The organism is Prescottella subtropica, from assembly GCF_005434945.1.
In the GTDB taxonomy this organism is placed as follows: Bacteria; Actinomycetota; Actinomycetes; order Mycobacteriales; family Mycobacteriaceae; genus Prescottella; species Prescottella subtropica.
Genome location: NZ_SKCH01000003.1, coordinates 29,808 through 50,084 on the forward strand (window position 1 = coordinate 29,808; position 20,277 = coordinate 50,084).

17 protein-coding genes and 2 tRNA genes are annotated in these 20,277 nt (G+C 68.9%); 7 read left to right on the forward strand and 12 right to left on the reverse strand.

From position 1 onward, the window contains the following. The first annotated feature begins 192 nt into the window (after positions 1–192). Together E0497_RS04490 and E0497_RS04495 are read left to right on the forward strand one after the other, a co-directional pair. The gene (locus tag E0497_RS04490; protein WP_137723593.1) at positions 193–1,434 is read left to right on the forward strand and encodes a L,D-transpeptidase; all 1,242 of its coding nucleotides are present in this window, start codon (positions 193–195) and stop codon (positions 1,432–1,434) included. A gap of 52 nt (positions 1,435–1,486) precedes the next feature. Beyond that, positions 1,487–1,708: a hypothetical protein gene (locus E0497_RS04495; RefSeq protein WP_137723594.1), complete on the forward strand. Its 222-nt coding sequence runs from the start codon at positions 1,487–1,489 to the stop codon at positions 1,706–1,708. 84 nt (positions 1,709–1,792) lie between these two features. Here the strand turns inward: E0497_RS04495 and E0497_RS20595 are convergent, their stop codons facing one another. From E0497_RS20595 to E0497_RS04530, 8 genes are all read right to left on the reverse strand, one after another. Next, the gene (locus E0497_RS20595) at positions 1,793–1,933 is read right to left on the reverse strand and encodes a hypothetical protein (protein ID WP_170312869.1); all 141 of its coding nucleotides are present in this window, start codon (positions 1,931–1,933) and stop codon (positions 1,793–1,795) included. A 374-nt stretch (positions 1,934–2,307) separates the two neighbouring features. Further along, positions 2,308–2,380, reverse strand: a tRNA-His gene (locus tag E0497_RS04500). 83 nt (positions 2,381–2,463) lie between these two features. Beyond that, positions 2,464–3,063: an oligoribonuclease gene (orn, locus tag E0497_RS04505; RefSeq protein ID WP_137723595.1), complete on the reverse strand. Its 600-nt coding sequence runs from the start codon at positions 3,061–3,063 to the stop codon at positions 2,464–2,466. A gap of 69 nt (positions 3,064–3,132) precedes the next feature. After that, a complete protein-coding gene (locus tag E0497_RS04510; RefSeq protein WP_137723596.1) occupies positions 3,133–4,251 on the reverse strand; it encodes an NDMA-dependent alcohol dehydrogenase in 1,119 nt (372 codons plus the stop codon). Between the two features lie 83 nt (positions 4,252–4,334). After that, positions 4,335–5,621, reverse strand: coding sequence for a diaminopimelate decarboxylase family protein (locus tag E0497_RS04515; protein ID WP_137723597.1), 1,287 nt, complete (start codon positions 5,619–5,621; stop codon positions 4,335–4,337). Between the two features lie 122 nt (positions 5,622–5,743). Continuing rightward, positions 5,744–6,547, reverse strand: a complete 804-nt coding sequence (gene cmrA, locus E0497_RS04520; RefSeq protein ID WP_137723598.1) for a mycolate reductase — start codon at positions 6,545–6,547, stop codon at positions 5,744–5,746. A 37-nt stretch (positions 6,548–6,584) separates the two neighbouring features. Beyond that, on the reverse strand, positions 6,585–8,603 hold the full coding sequence (locus E0497_RS04525) for an NADPH-dependent 2,4-dienoyl-CoA reductase (RefSeq protein ID WP_170312883.1): 2,019 nt from the start codon (positions 8,601–8,603) through the stop codon (positions 6,585–6,587). A 17-nt stretch (positions 8,604–8,620) separates the two neighbouring features. Next, positions 8,621–9,160, reverse strand: a complete 540-nt coding sequence (locus tag E0497_RS04530; protein WP_137723600.1) for a PadR family transcriptional regulator — start codon at positions 9,158–9,160, stop codon at positions 8,621–8,623. Between the two features lie 104 nt (positions 9,161–9,264). On the opposite strand from E0497_RS04530, the gene E0497_RS04535 reads away from it, so the two are divergent. Then, positions 9,265–10,617: an MFS transporter gene (locus E0497_RS04535; protein WP_137723601.1), complete on the forward strand. Its 1,353-nt coding sequence runs from the start codon at positions 9,265–9,267 to the stop codon at positions 10,615–10,617. A 28-nt stretch (positions 10,618–10,645) separates the two neighbouring features. On the opposite strand, the gene E0497_RS04540 is transcribed toward E0497_RS04535, so the two are convergent. Both E0497_RS04540 and gdhA read right to left on the reverse strand, forming a co-directional pair. Next, complete coding sequence (locus E0497_RS04540; RefSeq protein WP_137723602.1) at positions 10,646–11,491, reverse strand: alpha/beta fold hydrolase; 846 nt, start codon at positions 11,489–11,491, stop codon at positions 10,646–10,648. A gap of 92 nt (positions 11,492–11,583) precedes the next feature. Next, complete coding sequence (gene gdhA / locus E0497_RS04545; RefSeq protein ID WP_137723603.1) at positions 11,584–12,927, reverse strand: NADP-specific glutamate dehydrogenase; 1,344 nt, start codon at positions 12,925–12,927, stop codon at positions 11,584–11,586. A gap of 379 nt (positions 12,928–13,306) precedes the next feature. On the opposite strand from gdhA, the gene E0497_RS04550 reads away from it, so the two are divergent. Beyond that, positions 13,307–14,755 carry a DUF4185 domain-containing protein gene (locus E0497_RS04550; RefSeq protein WP_338325456.1) on the forward strand — a complete coding sequence of 483 codons (1,449 nt, stop codon included), beginning with the start codon at positions 13,307–13,309 and terminating at the stop codon, positions 14,753–14,755. 193 nt (positions 14,756–14,948) lie between these two features. On the opposite strand, the gene E0497_RS04555 is transcribed toward E0497_RS04550, so the two are convergent. Both E0497_RS04555 and E0497_RS04560 read right to left on the reverse strand, forming a co-directional pair. Continuing rightward, a tRNA-Arg gene (locus tag E0497_RS04555) sits at positions 14,949–15,025 on the reverse strand. Between the two features lie 49 nt (positions 15,026–15,074). Next, positions 15,075–16,031, reverse strand: a complete 957-nt coding sequence (locus E0497_RS04560) for a LysR family transcriptional regulator (protein ID WP_137723604.1) — start codon at positions 16,029–16,031, stop codon at positions 15,075–15,077. A 223-nt stretch (positions 16,032–16,254) separates the two neighbouring features. Between E0497_RS04560 and E0497_RS04565 the strand changes: the two genes are divergently transcribed. The 3 genes from E0497_RS04565 to E0497_RS04575 all read left to right on the forward strand — a co-directional run bounded on the left by E0497_RS04565 (position 16,255) and on the right by E0497_RS04575 (position 20,204). After that, a complete protein-coding gene (locus E0497_RS04565) occupies positions 16,255–18,285 on the forward strand; it encodes a bifunctional copper resistance protein CopD/cytochrome c oxidase assembly protein (protein WP_137723605.1) in 2,031 nt (676 codons plus the stop codon). A gap of 196 nt (positions 18,286–18,481) precedes the next feature. Next, positions 18,482–18,958 carry a single-stranded DNA-binding protein gene (locus E0497_RS04570; protein WP_137723606.1) on the forward strand — a complete coding sequence of 159 codons (477 nt, stop codon included), beginning with the start codon at positions 18,482–18,484 and terminating at the stop codon, positions 18,956–18,958. Positions 18,959–19,040: 82 nt separating this feature from the next. Beyond that, positions 19,041–20,204: a lipase family protein gene (locus E0497_RS04575; RefSeq protein WP_137723607.1), complete on the forward strand. Its 1,164-nt coding sequence runs from the start codon at positions 19,041–19,043 to the stop codon at positions 20,202–20,204. Positions 20,205–20,277: the final 73 nt, after the last annotated feature.

Below are 20,277 nucleotides of genomic sequence, written 5' to 3' on the forward strand. Positions count from 1 at the left end.
GCGAAAGCAAATCCGCCTCCCTGCAACCCTTCCGCCCCAGGTGGCGATCGGTATTCGACCGTTATTCACCGGCCCGGCACGTCGGTCGGCAAGGTCGGACAAAACTGGCATCATGCAGTGACGTGGGTGATCGGCAGGGCCGGTCCTCCGTGGTGTGTCGAAGTGGTTCATGCAGTGCGAAGTGGGGTTTTCATGGGTATCAGGGGCGGCGGTCCGCGTCGGAGCGACACCGGGACGGCGAGACGACGGTTACCGGCGGTACTCGCGGCCGGTGCCGCGGCACTGGGGGCGGTGATGCTCGTCACGGGCTGCACGATCTCGACCGGGGCGGCCGGGGCGTCCACTTCCTCCGACCCCGTCGACTCGAATCCGCTCGTCGCCCTCATCCAACCGAAGCTGACGACGTCCGTCGTCGACGGCGCGGTCGGCGCGTCCCCCGGCGACCCGGTCACCGTCGGCGTCGTCGACGGACGCCTGACGGAGGTGACGCTGACCAATCCCGACGGCAAGGTCGTCGACGGTGCCGTCGCCCCCGACGGGCTGTCGTGGGCCACCACCGAACAACTCGGCTACAACCGCACCTACACGCTGCAGGCCGAGGCGTACGGGCTCGGCGGTGCCACCACCACGACGATGTCGTTCACGACCAGCGCCCCCGGCAACCTCACCAAGCCGTACGTCATGCCGGGTGACGGCAGCGTCGTCGGCATCGGACAGCCGGTCGCCGTCCAGTTCGACGAGAACATTCCCGACCGGAAGGCCGCGGAGGACGCCATCACGGTCACCACGAATCCGCCCGTCGACGGCGCCTTCTACTGGCTGAACAACCGGGAGGTGCGCTGGCGTCCGCAGAACTACTGGACGCCCGGCACCACCGTGACCGTCGACGTCGAGGCGTACGGCCGCGACCTCGGCAAGGGCCTGTTCGGGCAGGAGGACGTGCACTCGTCGTTCACGATCGGCGACGCGGTGATCATCCGGGTCGACGACGACACCAAGCAGGTGACCGTCGACGTGGCCGGCAAGGCCGTCAAGACCATGCCCACCTCGATGGGCAAGAACGCGACCCCCACCGACAACGGCGTCTACATCATCGGCGACCGCTTCGACCACATGATCATGGACTCGTCCACGTACGGTGTGCCGATCAACTCGTCCGACGGCTACCGCACCCCCGTCGACTGGGCCACGCGGATGTCGTACAGCGGCATCTTCTTCCACTCCGCACCGTGGTCGATCGCCGAACAGGGCAACACCAACACCAGCCACGGCTGCCTCAACCTCAGCCCGTCGAACGCCAAATGGATCTTCGACAACACCAAACGCGGTGACGTCGTCGTCGTCGAGAACACCGTCGGCGGCACCCTGTCCGGCACCGACGGCCTCGGCGACTGGAACATTCCGTGGGAGACCTGGAGCGCCGGAAACGCGTAGGAGCCGTCTACGCTGAATGTGACCGAATCGACCGGATGAACGGGAGCGCAACGTGGGAGCGGTGAAAGTCGGAGATCTCGTTCAGACAGTCGGGCACGCCGGACCGTGGACGGTACTCGAAGTACGCCACGGCATGGCACTGCTCGAACACGCGGACGGCCACCGGCTGTCACGTCGCACCACGACGCTGACCGTCGTCCGCAAGGCCGAACCCGGCGCCCGCGTCACACCGGCCGCCGACGACGCCGGCGAGGCGCCGACGCTGTTCGACTGAGATCGTTCGTGAAACGACTGAAGCCCCCGCCGAGGCGGGGGCTTCAGTCGTTTCCGGTGGAGATGCCCGCCGGAGTGCGAAGTCTCAGAGAGCGGTGCTGAGGGTGCTCACCGCACCGACGAGCCCGAGGATCGCAGCAGCGCCGGAGAGGACGCCGCCGACGCCCTGGACGACCGGCTGGATCTGCTTGATGAGGCCCATGGTGTCAGCGTCGATAGAACCCATGTCGGATCTCCTTAGTAAGGGAAACAGCGGCAGTGACATGTGTCATGCCGGTGCATCGAAGATGCTGTGCGTCACAGTAGATTCGCGATGAACAAACAGTTAATTGCCAGTCCCACTCAGCGGGACTTTGCGTATTTTTCCTGCTCAGGGCGATTTGCCGTGACACTGAGTGTCAAAATTGTGATCTGCCCCACGCGCCCTGTGGCCTCGCGTTTCGCGCACTTGTCGCGCCCGGAGCGGCCGAAACCGCGCGACAAGTGCGCGAAACGCGGGTGTCGGGGGCTCGGCGTCGCGACAAGTGCGCGAAACGCGGGAGGGCTCTGGCCGGCACAACGAAAAACGCCCTCCGGCAATGCCGGAGGGCGTTTGTTCGGGGTGACTGACGGGACTCGAACCCGCGACAGCCAGGATCACAACCTGGTGCTCTACCAACTGAACTACAGTCACCATCACTGTCGCTTCCGGCGGTACCGGTTGCTGCAGCGAGTCAAATATTAGCCTGACGATCGGCGAAAGTGCCAATCCGCTGGTCAGGCCGGTCCCAGGTCCTTCACGACGGCGGCGATGTCGTTGGTCGACGGGCCCGGATCCGCGACGAACGCGGTCTGCCGGTAGTACTTCAGTTCCCGGATGGATTCCTTGATGTCGGCGAGCGCACGGTGCGCGAGACCCTTCTCCGGCTGGCCGAAGTAGATGCGCGGGTACCAGCGTCGGCACAGTTCCTTGATCGAGCTGACGTCGATCATCCGGTAGTGCAGGTGCGCGTCCAGCGCGGGCATGTCCCGGGTGATGAAGCCACGGTCGGTGGCGATCGAGTTACCGGCCAGCGGCACCGTCCCGGGCACGGGCACGTGCTGCCGGATGTAGGCGAGCACCTGCTGCTCGGCCTCCGCGAGGGTCACCGTCGACGCCCGCACCTCCTCGGTGAGCCCCGAGCGGGCGTGCATCTCGGTGACGACGTCGGGCATCGCGGCCAGCGCGGCGTCGTCGGCGTGGATGACGATGTCCACGCCCTCTCCGAGGATGTTCAGGTCGCTGTCGGTCACCAGAGCGGCGATCTCGATGAGCTTGTCCGACCCGAGCTGCAGCCCCGTCATTTCACAATCGATCCATACCAATTTGTCCTGCACAGGAAACACAGTAGTCAGGCCCGGTCACGGGCGGTGTCGCCGACCGGGACCGGGCCGCTGTCGGGTGTGTCAGTCGAACAGGACGACGCCGCGGATGTTCTTGCCGTCGTGCATGTCGACGAAGCCCTGCGCGATGTCGTCGAGTGTGTAGGTGGCGGTGACGAGCCGGTCGAGTTCGAGCTTGCCGCTGCGGTACAGCTCGATCATCCACGGGATGTCGGCGCTCGGGGCGGACGAGCCGAACAGGGAACCCTGGATGCGCTTCTGGTAGAGCGTCAGCTCCAGCAGGCTGATCGGCAGACCCATGTCCTCCATCTTCCCGAGGCCGGTCACCACGCACGTCCCGGCCTTACGGATCGACGAGAATGCCTGCGCGACATGCTCGCCGGTGGTGACGCCGACGGTGACGATCGCGGAGTCCGCGCCCTGCCCGTTGGTGAACGAGCGGGCGATCTCGGTGGCCTCCTCCATCGTGGCGACCGCGTGGGTGGCGCCGAAGTCGAGGGCGGTGGTGCGCTTGAACTCGACCGGGTCGACGGCGATGACGTGTGCCGCGCCGGCGTGCGCGGCGCCCTGCACGGCGTTGATGCCGATGCCGCCGACACCCATGACGATGACGGTGTGCCCCGGATACACCTGGGCGGAGTTCACGGCCGCACCCCAGCCGGTGCCGACGCCGCAGCCGAGCAGGCACAGCTTGTCGAGCGGCAGGTCCTTGTCGACCTTGACGGCGGAATCGGTGCTGACAGTGGTGTATTCGCTGAACGTGCCGAGGCCGCACGTCTGTGCGACGGGTGCGCCGTCGAGCGTGAGACGGTAGCTGTCGGGGTCGTCGGGTCGTCCCCCGGTCATGATCGCGGCGCCGCGATCGCACAGGTTCTGCAGGCCCTTGGCGCACCAGCGGCAGCGGCCGCACCCGGCGAGGAACGAGAACACGACGTGATCACCGACCTCCCAGCCGAGGGTGTGCGGGCCCACCTCGACGACGATCCCCGCACCCTCGTGGCCGCCGCAGATCGGGTAGCGACCCACCCCGTGATCGCCCTTGGCGATGTGGTCGTCCGAGTGGCACAGTCCGGACGCGACCATCTTGACGGTGATCTCACCCTGACGGGGGCCCTCGAGTTCGAGGTCGACCACCTTGTAGGTGCCGGGGGCTTCGGTGATCACGGCGGCGCGGGTCTTCACGGGGGATCCTCCTGATGATGCGGAACGATGTGCTCCGCATCACTATTCGTCCGGTAGGCCAGAAAATGTGACGGTGATCTCACTCACCGGAACGGGTGTCGGACGCCGACCTCTCGGGCCAACAGATCGGCGGCGGTCTCCCTGCGGATCAGCGGACGGGACACGCCGCCGCGCACCGCCACGATCGGCGGCCGCCCGAAACCGCCGTACGACGACGCGAGAGCGTGGTGGTAGGCGCCGGTGCACGGCACCGCCAGCACGTCACCGGGGTGCAGATCCTCGGGCAACGGCACGTCGCGGGCCAGGACGTCGCCGGCGTCCCCGTGCCGTCCGAGCACCGTGGCGGGGATCCCGACGGCGACAGGATGCCGGTTGGCCACGACGACGTCGTAGCGGGCGTCGGACATCGAGACCTGCGGGTGGTCGCCCACGCCGCCGTCGACGGTGACGAACGTCGTTCCGTCGCGACCGGTTTCGACCGACACCACCCGGTACAGGGTGACGCCGGCGCGGGCGACGACACCGCGCCCGGGCTCGAGGATGAGAGTCGGACGGGGGAACCGGTTGCGGGCGCACGCGTCGTCGAGGGCGTCGTCGACGGCGCGGGCGAGGTCGGCGGGATCGAGGTGCGGGTCGCCGCTGCGGTACGGGACCGCGTGCCCGCCACCGAGATCGAGACGGGTGAGGACGATGCCGTGGTCGCGGCGGATCTGCTCCATCTGCCCGATCAGGTCGGCGACCGCGGTGGCGTAGACGTCGCTGTCGGTGATCCGGGAACCGAGACGGCAGTGCAGGCCCACCGGGTCGAGTCGCGGTTGCTCGACGACGAGCCGGGCCGCGGCGGCGACGTCGGTGTCGGGGGTGGCGCGGACGAGAACCTGCCGGCGTCCGGGCACGACCGACGCGAGGAGCCGGATCTCGGTGTGGGTGCCGACCACGATGCGTCCCACTCCGGCGGCGACGGCGGTGCGTAGGTCGGACGCCGTCGTCGCGTTGCCGCGGAAGACGATCCGCCGCGGATCGATGCCGGCCGCGCGCGCGATCGCGAGGTCGCCCACCGAGCCCACGGCGAGGGCCAGGCCCTCACCGGTCACCCAGTCCGCGACGCCGCGGGTCATCAGTGCTTGTGCCGCGTAGGCGATCTCGCCGTCCGGGAACGCGCTGCGGTAGGTGCGGCAGCGGTGCCGGACGTCGTCCTCGTCCAGCACGTACGTCGGCGTGCCGTACTCGTCGGCGATGTCGTCGAGGGCGACGCCGCCGACGGTGATGCGGCCGCGGTCGTCGTGGCCGGTGGTGACGGGCCACAGTGCGGGATCGAGTCGCGGCACCATCGCGGCGCGCAGGGACGGGAAGAGATCGAGCAGGGTCACCGGCGTACTCCTGGGGGTGTGGGTTCCCTGTCAGGCGTACGCCGGTGCGCGACGTCCGGACGGCGTCTTGACGGCTGTTTGACGCCGTCGCCGCCGGATCTGACGCGGGGTTGACGCTCCGGTCAGCCGCCGAGCTTCTTGTAGAAGGTGCCGACGATCGGGGCGATCACCGCGCGCGGGCTGTACTGGCCGGCCATCGACATGCCCTTGCTGAGGATGCCGGGCACGATCCGCATCTTGTTGTCGGCGAGCGCGTCGAGCGACACCTTCGCCACGTACTCGCTGGAGATCCACAGGAAATCGGGGACCAGCTTGTCGACGATCGACGCCTCCGCGGGGTCCGGGATCTCGGTGCGGACCGGACCCGGGGCGAGCAGCGTGACGTTCACGCCGCTGCCCTTGAGTTCACCGCGCAGCGACTCGGAGAACGTGTTCACGAACGCCTTGGTCGCCGCGTAGGTGGCGTTGTTGGGGATCGGCATGTTGCCGGCCGCCGACCCGACCATGAGGATCGCGCCGGAGCGGCGCTCGACCATACCGGGCAGCACCGCGAGCGTCAGATCGTGCACGGCGACGGAGTTCAGTTCCACCTGGTCACGTTCGTACGACGGATCGAGGTCGACGACCGGACCGAACGTCGCGATGCCCGCGTTGTTGCACAGGATCGAGATCTCCCGCTCCGCCAGTTCGGCGACCAGCGGGGCGCGGCCGTCCCGGTCGGACAGGTCCACGGCGCGGACCTCGACCTCGACACCGTGCCTGTCGCGCAGGTCGGCGGCGGTCGTCTCCAGGACGTCGCCGCGGCGGGCGACGAGGATCAGCGAGTGCCCACGCGCGGCCAGTTCGGCGGCGAGGGCCTCACCGATACCGGAGGAGGCACCGGTCACGACGGCGCGGGCGTCAGGGCGGGGATGCGGCAGGCTCACGACAGGCCAGCGTAGCGGGTCGGCAGGTATGTCGTGTTCAGATCCGGGCCGCGAGCCGGGTGCCCTGCTCGATGGCCCGCTTCGCATCGAGTTCGGCGGCCACGTCGGCGCCGCCGATCACATGGGTGGTCACACCCGCGGCGGTCAACTCGTCGACGAGGTCGCGCACCGACTCCTGGCCCGCGCAGATCACGACGCTGTCCACCGTCAGCAGGCGCGGCCTGCCGTCGACGGTGATGTGCAGGCCCTCGTCGTCGATACGGTCGTAGGTGACACCGGACAGCTGATGAACACCCTTGGCTTTCAGGGCCGCCCGGTGCACCCAGCCGGTGGTCTTCGCGAGGCCCGCACCGATCCGTCCCGGGCTGCGCTGCAGCAGGTACACCTCCCGCGGCGACGGCGCCGGCTGCGGGGTGGTCAGCGCACCGGGCGCGCTCTCGGGGTCGGTGACGCCCCACTCCCGCTTCCACGCCGCGAGGTCCAGGGTGGGGGAGTGGTCGTGGGTGAGGAACTCGCTGACGTCGACGCCGATCCCGCCCGCCCCGATCACCGCGACCCGACGCCCCACCGGGGCGCCGTCGCGCACCACGTCGGCGTACGAGCGCACCGACGGATGGTCGATACCGGGAATGGCCGGGATCCGCGGGACGACGCCGGTGGCGACGACCACCTCGTCGAATCGGGCGTCGACCAGTTCGGTTGCGGTGACCCGGGTTCCGAGCCGGACGTCCACGCCGGTGCGGTCGAGTCGGCGCCGGTAGTAGCGGATCGTCTCGGCGAACTCCTCCTTGCCGGGAATCCTCCGGGCGATCGCGAACTGCCCGCCGAGGTCGTCGCGCGCCTCGAACAGGGTGACGGTGTGCCCGCGTTCGGCCAGGTTCAGTGCCGCGGACAGCCCGGCCGGCCCGGCCCCGACGACGGCCACGTTCTTCGTCCGGCGGGTCGGTAGCAGCGTCAATTCGGTCTCGCGTCCGGCCCGCGGGTTGAGCAGGCACGAGACGTGCTTGTTCGCGAACGCGTGATCGAGGCACGCCTGGTTGCAGGCGATGCACGTGGCGATCTCGTCGGACATGCCGGCCGCGGCCTTGCGGACCCAGTCGGGGTCGGCGAGCATCGGCCGGGCCATCGAGATCAACTGCGCGCCGCCGCGGTCCAGGATCTCCTCGGCCACCTCGGGCATGTTGATCCGGTTCGACGCCACGACCGGGATGCTCACGTGCTTCGCGAGTTTCTCGGTGACGTCGGCGAACGCGGCCCGCGGCACCGACGTCACGATGGTCGGCACCCGCGACTCGTGCCAGCCGATGTCGGTGTTGATCACGTTCGCGCCCGCGGACTCGACTTCCCGTGCGAGCGTGACGATGTCGTCCCAACTCTGCCCGCCCTCGACGAGGTCGGCCATCGACAGCCGGAACAGGATCAGGAGGTCCGGCCCCACCGCAGCCCGGGTGCGGCGGACGATCTCGACGGCCAGGCGGCGCCGCTTCTCCGGGGTGCCGCCCCACGCGTCCGATCGTTTGTTGGTGCGCTCGCACAGGAACTGGTTGACGAAATAGCCCTCGCCGCCCATGATCTCGACGCCGTCGTACCCGGCCGACCGGGCGAGGGTCGCGCAGCGGACGAAGTTGCGGATCTGCCACCGCACCCCGCGATCGGTGAGCCGGCGCGGCCGGAACGGATTGATGGGCGCCTTGATCGACGACGCGCTCACACTCAGCGGCTGATAGCTGTAGCGGCCCGCGTGCAGGATCTGCAACGCGATCTTCCCGCCCGCGTCGTGCACGGCGGCCGTGATCCGGCGGTGCCGTCGCGCCTCGAGCCGGTGGGTGAGCTTGGCGCCGAACGGCAGCAGCCACCCCGTCCGGTTGGGCGCGTATCCGCCGGTGACGATCAGGCCGACACCGCCGCGGGCGCGTTCGGCGTAGAACGCGGCCAGCCGGCCGGTGTGCTTCGCCCGGTCCTCGAGACCGGTGTGCATCGACCCCATGATCACGCGGTTCTTCAGTGTCGTGGGGCCGACGTCGAGCGGGGACAGCAGGTGCGGGAACGGGGGCATCATGGCGGACTCTTTCGTCAGTCGGCGGCGGTGAGCGCGGCCAGCACCTCGTCGCACCATGCGACGAACCCCTCCTCGACGCGGATCCCACCGCGCAGGACGAGGTACTGGTGCAGGGTGCGGCCGGTGCGGCGGCGGGTCGGCGGAAAATCGTGCGCCTCGATGCGGTGGTACACCGCGAGGCGGGCGGCGTGCTCGTCGCGGTGCCGGCGCACCTCGGCGAGCAGTGGCGTCAGATCGCCGGACGACGCGCCGCGGATCTTCACGGCGAGCTCGTTGCGCAGATGCCCGGGTTCGGTGGGTTCGGCGATCCAGCGGGACAACTCGGCCCGCCCCGCACTCGACACCCGGTACACCGTCTTGTCGGGACGGCCGTCCTGTGCGACGGCCTCACCCACGACCCAGCCGGCGTCGTCCATCCGCTTGAGTACGCGGTAGATCTGCTGGTGGGTGGCGCTCCAGAAGAACCCGATCGACCGATCGAACCGGCGCGCGAGCTCGTACCCCGAACCGGACTGTTCGGAGAGGGACACGAGGATCGCGTGTTCGAGTGCCACACCCACAGTCTCTATGCACTGCATAGAATATGCAACCAGTTGAATAGACCGATCGGTGTGCTGTCACCGCGAATCGAGGGGTCCGTCCGATTAGGCTCCCCGCCATGAGCACCGGCGTGGCGGGCGAAGCGGGTATCGGGCAGGCGGCGACACGGCGTCAGGTCGCGGCATGGGGACTGTGGGACTGGGGCGGGGCGGCATTCAACGCCGTCGTCCTCACGTTCGTGTTCTCCGTCTACCTCACCGACGCGGTCGGCGACGACCTGCCCGGCTCGATCTCGGCGAGCACGTGGCTCGGCTGGTCCCTCGGCATCGCCGGCTTCTTCATTGCCGTCCTCGCCCCCGTGAGCGGGCAACGATTCGACGCCACCGGCCGCCGCAAACGCTCCCTCGCGGTGCTCACGTTCCTCACCGTCGCCGCGATGGCCGGCATGTTCTTCGTCGTCGACGACTACCACTACCTGTGGCTCGGGCTCGCCCTGCTCGGCGTCGCATCGGTGATCTTCGAACTCGCCGGCGTCCCCTACAACGCGATGCTCCGGCAGGTGTCCACCCCGGAGGCCATCGGCCGGGTCTCCGGATTCGGCTGGGCCATGGGCTATTTCGGTGGCATCGTGCTGCTGCTGATCTGCTACCTCGGGTTCATCGCGGGCGACGGCGACACCCGCGGACTGCTCGGCATCACCACCGACGGCGGCCTGAACATCCGACTCGTGGCACTGCTCGCAGCGGTGTGGCTCGCAGTGTTCGCGATCCCCGTCCTCGTCGCCGTCCCCGAGGCGCCGCGCACCGCCGCCGACCCCGGCGCCGCGAAAGCCGGATTCCTCGACTCCTACCGGGTGCTGGGCCGCGACGTCCGCGACCTGTGGCACCAGGACCGGCGCACCGTCGGATTCCTGATCGCCAGCGCCCTGTTCCGCGACGGACTGGCCGGCGTGTTCACGTTCGGCGCCGTCCTCGCCGTCACCGTCTACGGACTCGCCGCCGACGACGTCCTACTGTTCGGTGTCGCCGCCAACGTCGTGGCCGCGCTCGGTGCGATCGTCGCCGGACGCTTCGACGACCGCGCCGGACCCAAGGCCGTCATCGTGGTGTCCCTGACCGCGATGCTGGTCGTCGGCGTCGTGCTGCTGGCCGTGTCCGGGCCCGCCATGTTCTGGGTGTTCGGACTGCTGCTGTGCCTGTTCGTCGGCCCCGCCCAGTCGTCGTCCCGCACCTTCCTCGCCCGGCTCACCCCACCCGGCCGCGAAGGCCAACTGTTCGGGCTCTACGCCACCACCGGCCGCGCCGTCTCGTTCCTCGCCCCCACCCTGTTCGGATTCTTCGCCTGGTGGTTCGACGCCGACCGCGCCGGCATCGTCGGACTGCTCGTCGTCCTCGCCGTCGGACTCGCCGCCCTGCTGGTGATACAGGCGCCGGACGTGCGGCCGAATGTCACACCGGTTCAGTTCGACTGAACGCATGTGACATTCGGCCACAGTGGGGTCAGGACTGCGCGACGCGGGCGAGGACCGCGTCGGCCAACGCGTCCGGGCGTTCCTCCGGGATCCAGTGGCTCGCCCCGTCGAGGACGACGAACCGGTACGGGGCGTCGACGAACTCGCCGCACCGCTGCGCCCCGGCCGGTCCGAGCGCGGGGTCGGCGGTGCTCCACACGTAGGTGGTGGGCACCGTCACCGGCGCGAGTTCCCCGAACCCGTGGGTCATGGCCCGATACCAGTTCAGAGCGGCGGTCAGGGCACCCGGCTGCGACAGCAACCGCACGTGCTCGTCGACGAGACCCGGATCGGGGATACCGCCGAACATCGCCCGCAGGCGGCGCGAATCGTCCTCGAGGAGAACCGCTTCCGCTTTCCCGTCCTCACGGAACAGGCCGAAGTATCCGGAGCGGCGCTGCTGGTCGGCGTCCGTGCGCAGCGCCCACCCGAACGCCGACGGATGCGGCACCGACACCGCAGTGAGGCTGCGCACCCGCTCCGGGTGCTGCCCGGCGACCTGCCACGCGACCGCGGCGCCCCAGTCGTGGCCGACGAGATGCGCCGAGCCCAGACCGTACGCGTCGAGCAGGCCGACGACGTCGCCGACGAGACGGTCCGACCGGTAGTCCTCGACGCTCCCGGGTCGGGCGCCGGGCGAGTAGCCGCGCTGATCCGGTGCGAGGACCCGCAGTCCCGCGGCGGCCAGACGCGGCGTGACCGGACGCCACGACGCGGAACTCTCCGGGAACCCGTGCAGCAACACGATCGGGGTGCCGTCGTCGGGGCCGGTGACGGTGACGTCGAACGTCCACGCGCCCACGGGAATGCGGTCGATCCGGGAATCGGTGGTCATGGCGTCACGGTAGCCGAATCGGGGTGCGGGCGAACGAGATCGGCCCCGGCACCTCCGATGAGGTGCCGGGGCCGATGTCGTAGTGGGATCGATCAGATGACGCCGAGGGCGAACATCGCGTCGGCGACCTTCACGAAGCCGGCGATGTTGGCGCCCAGGACGTAATCGCCCGGCTTGCCGTACTCCTCGGCCGTGGTGGAGCAGCGGCTGTGGATGTCACGCATGATCTTCGACAGGCGCTCGTCCGTGTACTCGAAGCTCCAGGAATCACGCGACGCGTTCTGCTGCATCTCCAGTGCGGAGGTGGCGACACCGCCGGCGTTGGCGGCCTTGCCCGGAGCGAACGCGACACCGGCCTCACGGAACACCGTGATACCGCCCGGGGTGGTGGGCATGTTCGCGCCCTCGGCGACAGCCTTGACACCGTGGTTGACCAGCGTCTTCGCGGACACGTCGTCCAGTTCGTTCTGCGTGGCACACGGCAGGGCGATGTCACACGGCACGTTCCAGATGTTGCCGCCCGGGTAGAACTCGGCGTCGGCGCGCTCGTCGACGTACTCGGAGATACGGCCGCGGCGGACCTCCTTGATCTCCTTGAGTAGATCGAGGTCGAGGCCGTTCTTGTCGAGGATGTAGCCCGACGAATCCGAGCATGCGATGGCGGTGCCACCGAGCTGGTGGATCTTCTCGATCGCGTAGATGGCGACGTTGCCGGAGCCGGACACGACGGCCTTCTTGCCCTCGATGGAGTCGCCCTTGGCGGCCAGCATCTCGGCGACGAAGTAGGCGGCACCGTAGCCGGTGGCCTCCTTGCGGACCATCGAGCCGCCCCACGTGAGGCCCTTGCCGGTGAGGACGCCCGACTCGTACGAGTTGGTGAGGCGCTTGTACTGGCCGAACAGGTAGCCGATCTCGCGGCCTCCGACGCCGATGTCACCGGCCGGCACGTCGGTGTACTCACCGATGTGGCGGTGCAGCTCGGTCATGAACGACTGGCAGAAACGCATGATCTCGGCCTCGGAACGACCCTTGGGATCGAAGTCCGAGCCGCCCTTGCCGCCGCCGATGGGCAGACCGGTGAGGGAGTTCTTGAAGATCTGCTCGAAGCCGAGGAACTTCACGATGCCGAGGTTGACGCTCGGGTGGAAGCGCAGGCCGCCCTTGTAGGGGCCGAGCACACTGTTGTACTGCACGCGGAAACCGCGGTTGACGTGGACGTTTCCGTTGTCGTCCTGCCACGGCACGCGGAAGATGATCTGCCGCTCGGGCTCGCACAGACGCTCGATCAGCGCGCTGTCGGCGTAGTTGGGATGCCGATCGAGCACGACGGTGAGCGATTCGAAGACCTCGGCGACCGCCTGGTGGAATTCGGGCTCGCCAGCATTGCGAAGGAGGACCTGCTTGTAGATCTCCTCGACGCGGTCGCGTACAGACACGTTCACCTACCTGATTTCCGTGAGAAGTTTGAAACCTTGCCGTCACAGCGTAAGCCGGGCAGAGTGTCGGTTCCGACGGTTACCAGGGGAAAGTGAGATTAGCCACGTGTAAACATCGTGTTACACGGTTGCGAAGATCTGCATACCAACGGGTGGGTTCGGAGGTCGGGTCCGGCGCGGAAATGTCGTATCTGTACCGATCAGGAGCCGTGTGGAGGGGGTCGAACGTCGGTGATTCCGTGTTTCCGGCGCGTAACGCCCATCGATGTCGGGTGGCCGTGGTTCGATCATGGCTCGATACATGCTTCGGGGGAAACATCCGGTCGGGTGGACATGTGCGGATCGTCTTCCCCTCAAATGGGTGGGAAGGACACAGTCAGTGAGTGCAGGGACACGGAGATGGGCGGCCGCCTTGTCGGCGACCGCGGTCACGGTCGGTCTGTCGGTTGCGATGGCGACGCCGGCGGGTGCGGTCGGTGGCCCGTGCGGGCAGAGCAGCGGCAGCTCTGGCAGCGGGGGTAGTTCGGGGAGCAGCGGCAGCCTCGGCAGTTCCGGGCTGACCGGCAGCCTCATGGGCAGTCTCGGTGCGGGAAGCCTGGGCAGTGCGACGGGGTCGCTCGCCAACTCGCTGCCGTGGATCACCGGTGCGCCCGACGGCGCGCTGCCGATCCTGTCCGGCAAGACCAAGGCCATCGAGATGGTCACCGGGCCCGGCAGCCCCAACAAGACGATCGAACGGTTCAGCGTCTCCGGCACCGACCTCGGCATCATGTGGGACAACGGGGCCGGCCAGGTGCTGATGGCGTTCGGAGACACCGTCGGCGACTGCGACGAGCCCGGCGACCAGTGGCGCAGCAACGTGCTGTTCCGCAGCAGCGACCGGAACCTTGCCGACGGCATGCGACTGGACAACTCGCCGCTGGCGACCCCGCCGCCGCCGAACTTCTCCCGGCAGGTGATCCAGGGGCTGCTGGGCCAGAATCCGGGGAGTTTCCCCGAGTTCACCGTCATCCCCACCGGTGGTGTCGCCGTCGACGGCAAGCAGTACGTGCGCTGGATGTCGGTGCGCTCCTGGGACACCCCGGGCGAGTGGACGACGAACTACTCCGGTCTGGCGGAGTCCTCGGACAACGGCGACACGTGGAAGACGCTGCCGCAGACGGTGCGGCTCAACCGTGAGGGCGTGTTCGACGGCATCGACCTCCCGGGGGTTCCCGCGCTGGCCTCGGCCAACAAGAACTGGCAGATGAGCGCGTTCGTCCCCGGACGAGGTGCGGACGACAAGTACGTCTACGAGTTCGGTACCCCGTCCGGCCGCTCCGGTGAGGCCCGCCTGGCGCGGGTTCTGGCGACGTCGGCCGACATGGTGGACCTGACCAAGTACGAGTACTGGACCGGATCGACGTGGTCGGCCGACATCAGTGCCGCGAAGCCGGTGATCAACGGCAAGGTCAGCGAGCTGTCGGTGCAGTGGAACGACTATCTCGGCAAGTACATCGCGATGTACACCGACGTGAACGGCCTGGTGATGCGTCAGTCCGATTCGCCGATCGGCCCGTGGAGCGGTAAGCAGACGATCGTCAGCTCGGTCGCGCTGCCGTCGCTGTACGGCGGACTGATGCACCCGTGGTCGCAGGGCAAGGACCTGCACTTCGTCCTCACCACGTGGGACCGCTACAACGTCATCTACATGCGCACCGACCTCGGTGCCGGACTCATGTCGCGCGGCACCGGCGACGCCCCGGACCCGGGTGTCACCGGCGAGCAGAAGCTGCTCGGCGTGGAGACCCCGGAATCCGGCGAGACCCTGCAGCTGAACGTGAAGTAGCAGTTCGGTTCTCGTGACGCGACGGCCCGTCCCCGGGTTTCGGGGGCGGGCCGTCGGTGTGTCTGAGCGACGGTGTCGATCACCTCTGTTTCGAAACCCACGTTCAGGCCGAGAACAGGGCCTCGCGAGTATTCGATCGGCGGCGATATGTATCCACTCGAGTGGGGAGTTTGACCCATAGCCGCAGGTCAGATGGTGCCCCCGGCAGGAATCGAACCTGCGACCTAGAGATTAGAAGGCTCTTGCTCTATCCAACTGAGCTACGGAGGCGCGGGCAGAAGCATACCTGCAGACGGGGGCGCTTCCGCGAACCCGGTCGTCAGCTCCATCGGGTGACGTGGGTGTGGGGTGCGTAGTGGGTGATGTCGGCGCCGGCGGGGCGGGTCATGGCCTGCCGGCAGTGCGGGGTGGTGATGACGTGCAGCAGTTCGACGGTGGCCGGTTGGAGGTGCCGGGGTGCAAGGGTGGTGGCACACCAGTCGTCGTCGGCGTGCAGGTCCGGTCCGTCGAGGACGGCGAGGCTGTCGTCGAACAGGTCGTCGCCGACGGCGTAGCGGAGGGCGAGGGTCAGTGCCGTCGACTGCCGGACGGCTTCGATCGCGGCGGCGTCGCTGGGGAAGACGCGTTTACGGGTGTCCGGGACGGCGAGGTCGCGCAGCATCCGCCGCATCGGCCCGTCGCCCGCGGCGGCGGACGGGCCGAGGAACCACTGCTGTTCCTGTAGCCGCGACAGTGGGGGACCGGTACGGGCGAGGGGATGGTCGGACGCGCACACCGTCAGCACCTCGTAGTGCAGGAACGGGCACACCGACAGTTGGCCGCGATGGTCGGAGGCGCGGGGGCCGAGCGCGACGTCGACGGTCCGGGAGGCGACGAGGTCGGCGAACCGGCGCGCCGGATGGACACTGATCTCCACCGACAGGTCCGTCGCGGCCGACGCGAACAGGTCGACCAGTCCGGGGGCGGCATGCTCGGCGAACAGGGGTGACGCCGCGATCCGCAGCATGCGCCGCCCGTGCCCGGCCTGCCCCACCTCGAGTGCCGTCTGCCGTTGCAGGCCGAGGATCTCCACTGCCCGCCCGGCGAGACACAACCCGCCCGGCGTGAACACCAGACCGGACGGTCCACGACTGTACAGGGGGTCGCCGAGTTCCTTGCGGAGCTGCGCGATGTGCATCGAGACACCCGAATCCGTCATGCCCAATTCCCGTGCCGCCGCCCGGACCGAGCCGAGCCGCACCACCGCGGAATAGGCTCGCAGCTGAGCGGGTGTCACACCGCCGAGTTTACGTCCCACGCGAGATCGACATCCGGGAATCGGCCGTCCTACCTGCGGCGACGGCCGAAAGGGGTGGAGTGTTCCGATGCGTGACGGCTTGTCCGATCCGGTCTGCGACATCGCCGGAGGCGCCGTCGATGCCGCCACCACGAACCGGTCGGTACCCGGACCGGTCGAGGCCTGAGTCCGACGCATCGTCGTAGGTCCTACCCTGGTGGCTATGGCAACACCCCTGCGAGAGCAGTCCGATCGCGCTCCCGTTTCCCCTCCCCACACCGGTTCCGGGCCCGTCTACGCCGTCAGCGGTGTCCTCGCGGGAGTGGTCGCCGCGCTGGTCGTCGCCCTGTCGGCGTCGCAGGCGCTCGTCCTCATGGGCATCCCCGACCCCGGCCCGTTCACCACCTACGGGCTGCCCGCGATCCGCGCCGTCAGCGAGATCGCGGCCGTCGTCACCGTCGGCTCCCTGCTGTTCGCGGCGTTCATGGTGCCGCCGCAGAAGAGTGGGGTCCTCGACGTCGACGGCTACCGCGCGGTCCGCACCGCGTCGCACGCCGCCCTCGCGTGGGCGCTGTGCGCGGTGATCCTCGTGCCGCTGACCCTGTCGGACACGTCCGGGCAGCCGTTCTCGGTGGCGATCCAGCCGGACAACCTGTGGTCGGCGATCGGACAGGTCGAGAACGCGGTCGCCTGGGTGTGGACCGCGGGACTCGCACTCGTCCTCACCGTCCTGACCCGCATCGCACTGCGCTGGTCGTGGACACCGTTCCTGCTACTACTGAGCATCGCCGCGATGATGCCGCTCGCTCTGACCGGGCACTCGTCGTCCGGCGGCTCCCACGACATCGCCACCAACAGCCTCATCTGGCATCTCGTCGGGGCCGCGTTCTGGGCCGGTGGCCTGTTCGCGCTGCTCGCGCACGCCCGCCGCGGCGGCGCCCACACCGACGTCGCGGCCCGCCGCTTCTCGTTCGTCGCGACGATCTGCTTCGTCGCCATGGCCGTCAGCGGCATCGTCAACGCCCTCGTCCGGATGCCGCTCGACGAGGTGTTCTCCACCACGTACGGCCGTCTGGTCGTCGCGAAGACCGTCGCCCTCGTTCTTCTCGGCGTCTTCGGCTTCCTGCAGCGTCGCAGGTCGCTGCCGGCGCTCGTCGCCGACCCGCAGTCCCGGGGCGCGCTCGTCCGGTTCGCCGGCGCCGAGGTCCTCGTGTTCGCCGCCACCATCGGCCTCGCCGTCGGACTCGGCCGCACCCCGCCCCCGCCGCCGTCGTCGATCCCCACCCTCAGCGAGGTCGAACTCGGCTACAACCTCGACGGACCGCCGACCCTCGCGCGCCTGATGTTCGACTGGCGCTTCGACCTCATGTTCGGCACCGCGGCGATCGTGCTCGCCGTGCTCTACATCGTCGGCCTGCGCACCCTCCGCAAACGCGGCGACTCCTGGCCGGTCGGCCGGACGATCTCGTGGCTGCTCGGCTGCCTCGTCCTGCTCCTCGCGACGTCGTCGGGTGTCGGACGGTACGCACCGGCCGTGTTCAGCGTCCACATGGGCGCCCACATGGCGCTGTCGATGCTCGCGCCCGTCCTGCTCGCACTCGGCGGCCCGTTCACACTCGCGCTGCGGGCGCTGCGGCCCGCCGGGAAGGACGGTGTCCCCGGCCCGCGTGAATGGCTGCTCAGTTTCCTGCACAGCCCCATCTCGCGGTTCCTGACGCAACCGCTGGTTGCGGCCGTGCTGTTCGTCGGCGGGTTCTACGCGCTGTATCTCGGCGGTATCTTCAGCGCCGCCGTCGACAGCCACGCCGCGCACCTGGTGATGAACCTGCACTTCATCCTCAGCGGCTACCTCTTCTACTGGGTGATCATCGGCGTCGACCCGGCCCCGCGGAACCTGCAGCCCGTGACGAAACTCGGCGTGGTGTTCGGGTCGCTGCCGTTCCACGCGTTCTTCGGCATCGCGCTGATGAGCATGGGCGAGGTCATGGGTGCCACCTTCTACCGGTCCCTCGGGCTCGGCTGGAACGACGACCTGCTGCGTGACCAGCAGCTCGGCGGCTCCATCGCCTGGGCCACCGGTGAGATGCCGCTCGTGATCATCATGCTGGCGCTGCTGGTGCAGTGGTCGCGCAGCGACCAGCGGACCGCGAAACGCGTCGACCGGGCCGCCGAACGCGACGACGGCGCCGACCTCGCCGCCCACAACGCGATGTTCGCCGAACTCGCCCGCCGCGACCGGGAAGCCGGCCTGTAGCACACGGCTCCGACGGGAACACCCCGAAACCGGCCGTTTCGGGGTGGGCTGTGGATACGACTTCTGTTCATCCACAGATCCGGTGAACCCCTGTCCCCGCCGCCGCATCCCCGGCATCGTCGAACGCACCGCCCCATCCGGGCGGTGCGTTCGCCGCATTCAGCGGGGACGCCGCACACAGTTCGAGGGGGACACCATGTACGAGACCCACGCCGCTGTCGTCGGCACCGTGATCACCGATCCGGTCAAACGCGAAACCGTGTCGGGAGAGGAGGTGCTGAGCTTCCGGATGGCCAGCAACATCCGCCGCCGAGACCGTGACTCCGGGGAATGGGTCGACGGCGGCACCCTGTACCTGACCGTCAGCTGCTGGCGCCGGCTCGTCTCGGGCGTCGCCGCATCCCTCATGAAGGGCGACCCGATCATCGCGTACGGGGAACTGCGCACCAACGAATACATCACCCGCGACGGCGAACCGCGCAGCGGACTCGAGATGCGGGCCACCGCCGTCGGCCCCGACCTGTCCCGGTGCAGCGTCAAACTCGACCGCACCGGACGGGCGCGTCCCGCGGCCCCGTCGGAGGAAGCGCCGGCCCAGGAACCGGGATCTGGATCGGACGATGTGACAGACGGTGCGGGACTCGTCGACGTGGAGCCCGCACTCGTCGGCTGAACGGATCCGGTCCACGCCGGTGCGACGGTCTGACACAGTGATCGACATCCGATCCGGACATTCACAACACTCGGGAGTTGGTATGCGTCGATCACGTTCGAAGACACTGCGCGGTTCCGCCGCGGGAGCACTGCGCCGTTCCACCGCAGTAGGAGCGGCACTCGCGCTCGCCGCCCTCGCCCCGGCCACCGCCTCGGCCGACGCGGTACCGGCCGCACCCGGTCACGTCGAATCGGTGCAGCAGCTACCCGCCGAACTCGGGCTGGCCGGCGCGGCCCGGCAGTACCGGATCGAGTACACGACGCGGGACGCCGCCGGGCGTCCCGCGTCGAGCACCGGCGTGGTGTTCGTGCCGTCGGGCACCCCGCCCGAGGGCGGCTGGCCGGTGGTGTCGTGGGCGCACGGCACCGTCGGTCTGGGCGACTCGTGCGCGCCGTCGCGCAATGCGCGGACGGAACGGGACGCCACCTACCTGGGCCACTGGCTGGCGCAGGGCTACGCGATCGTCGCCACCGACTACATCGGGCTCGGCACCCCGGGCGTGCATCCGTACCTCGAATCCGAATCCGAGGCGAACGCCGTCATCGACATGGTTCGCGCCGGCCGCGCGGCCGTCCCGGAACTGTCGCCGCGCTGGACGGTGATCGGCCAGTCCCAGGGCGGGCACGCGGCCCTCGCCGCCGCCCACAAGGCCACGACGTACGCACCCGACCTCGACTACCGCGGCGCGGTCACCACCGGCGCCCCGTCCAACCTCGAGCACGGCTTCGTGATCGGTGGACCCTGGATCCCGAACCTCGGATTCGACGGCCTCACATCGTTCACCACCTACATCCTGGCGGGTATGCGCGAAACCATGCCGCAGGTCGACGTCGACAGCTATCTGACGCCGCGCGGCCGGGAACTCGTCGACGCCGCCGAAGTCAACTGCTACGACACACAGGACGAGGCGGTCGCGGGCGTCTCGGTCGGTGAACTCCTCGCCCGACCGCTCGCCGAACCGGCGTTCCGGGACGCGATGACTGCATACCTCGGTGTCCCGTCCAACGGCTACGACAGGCCGCTGTTCGTCGCACAGGGACTGTTCGACACCGTCGTCCCGGCACCGTTCTCGTTCAAGCTGGCCGTCGACTTCGCCATCGCGGCCGTCGACGCGACCTACCGCACCTACCCGACCGGACACAGCGAGACCATGGCCGCTTCCCTGCCCGACACCACCCCCTTCGTCCAGCGGCTGCTGGGCTGATCCCGGCTTCCGGCTGAAGGTGCCCTTCGTGCGCTCGTAGCGACCGAAGGGTCCCTTCAGCCAAGGGGGAGGG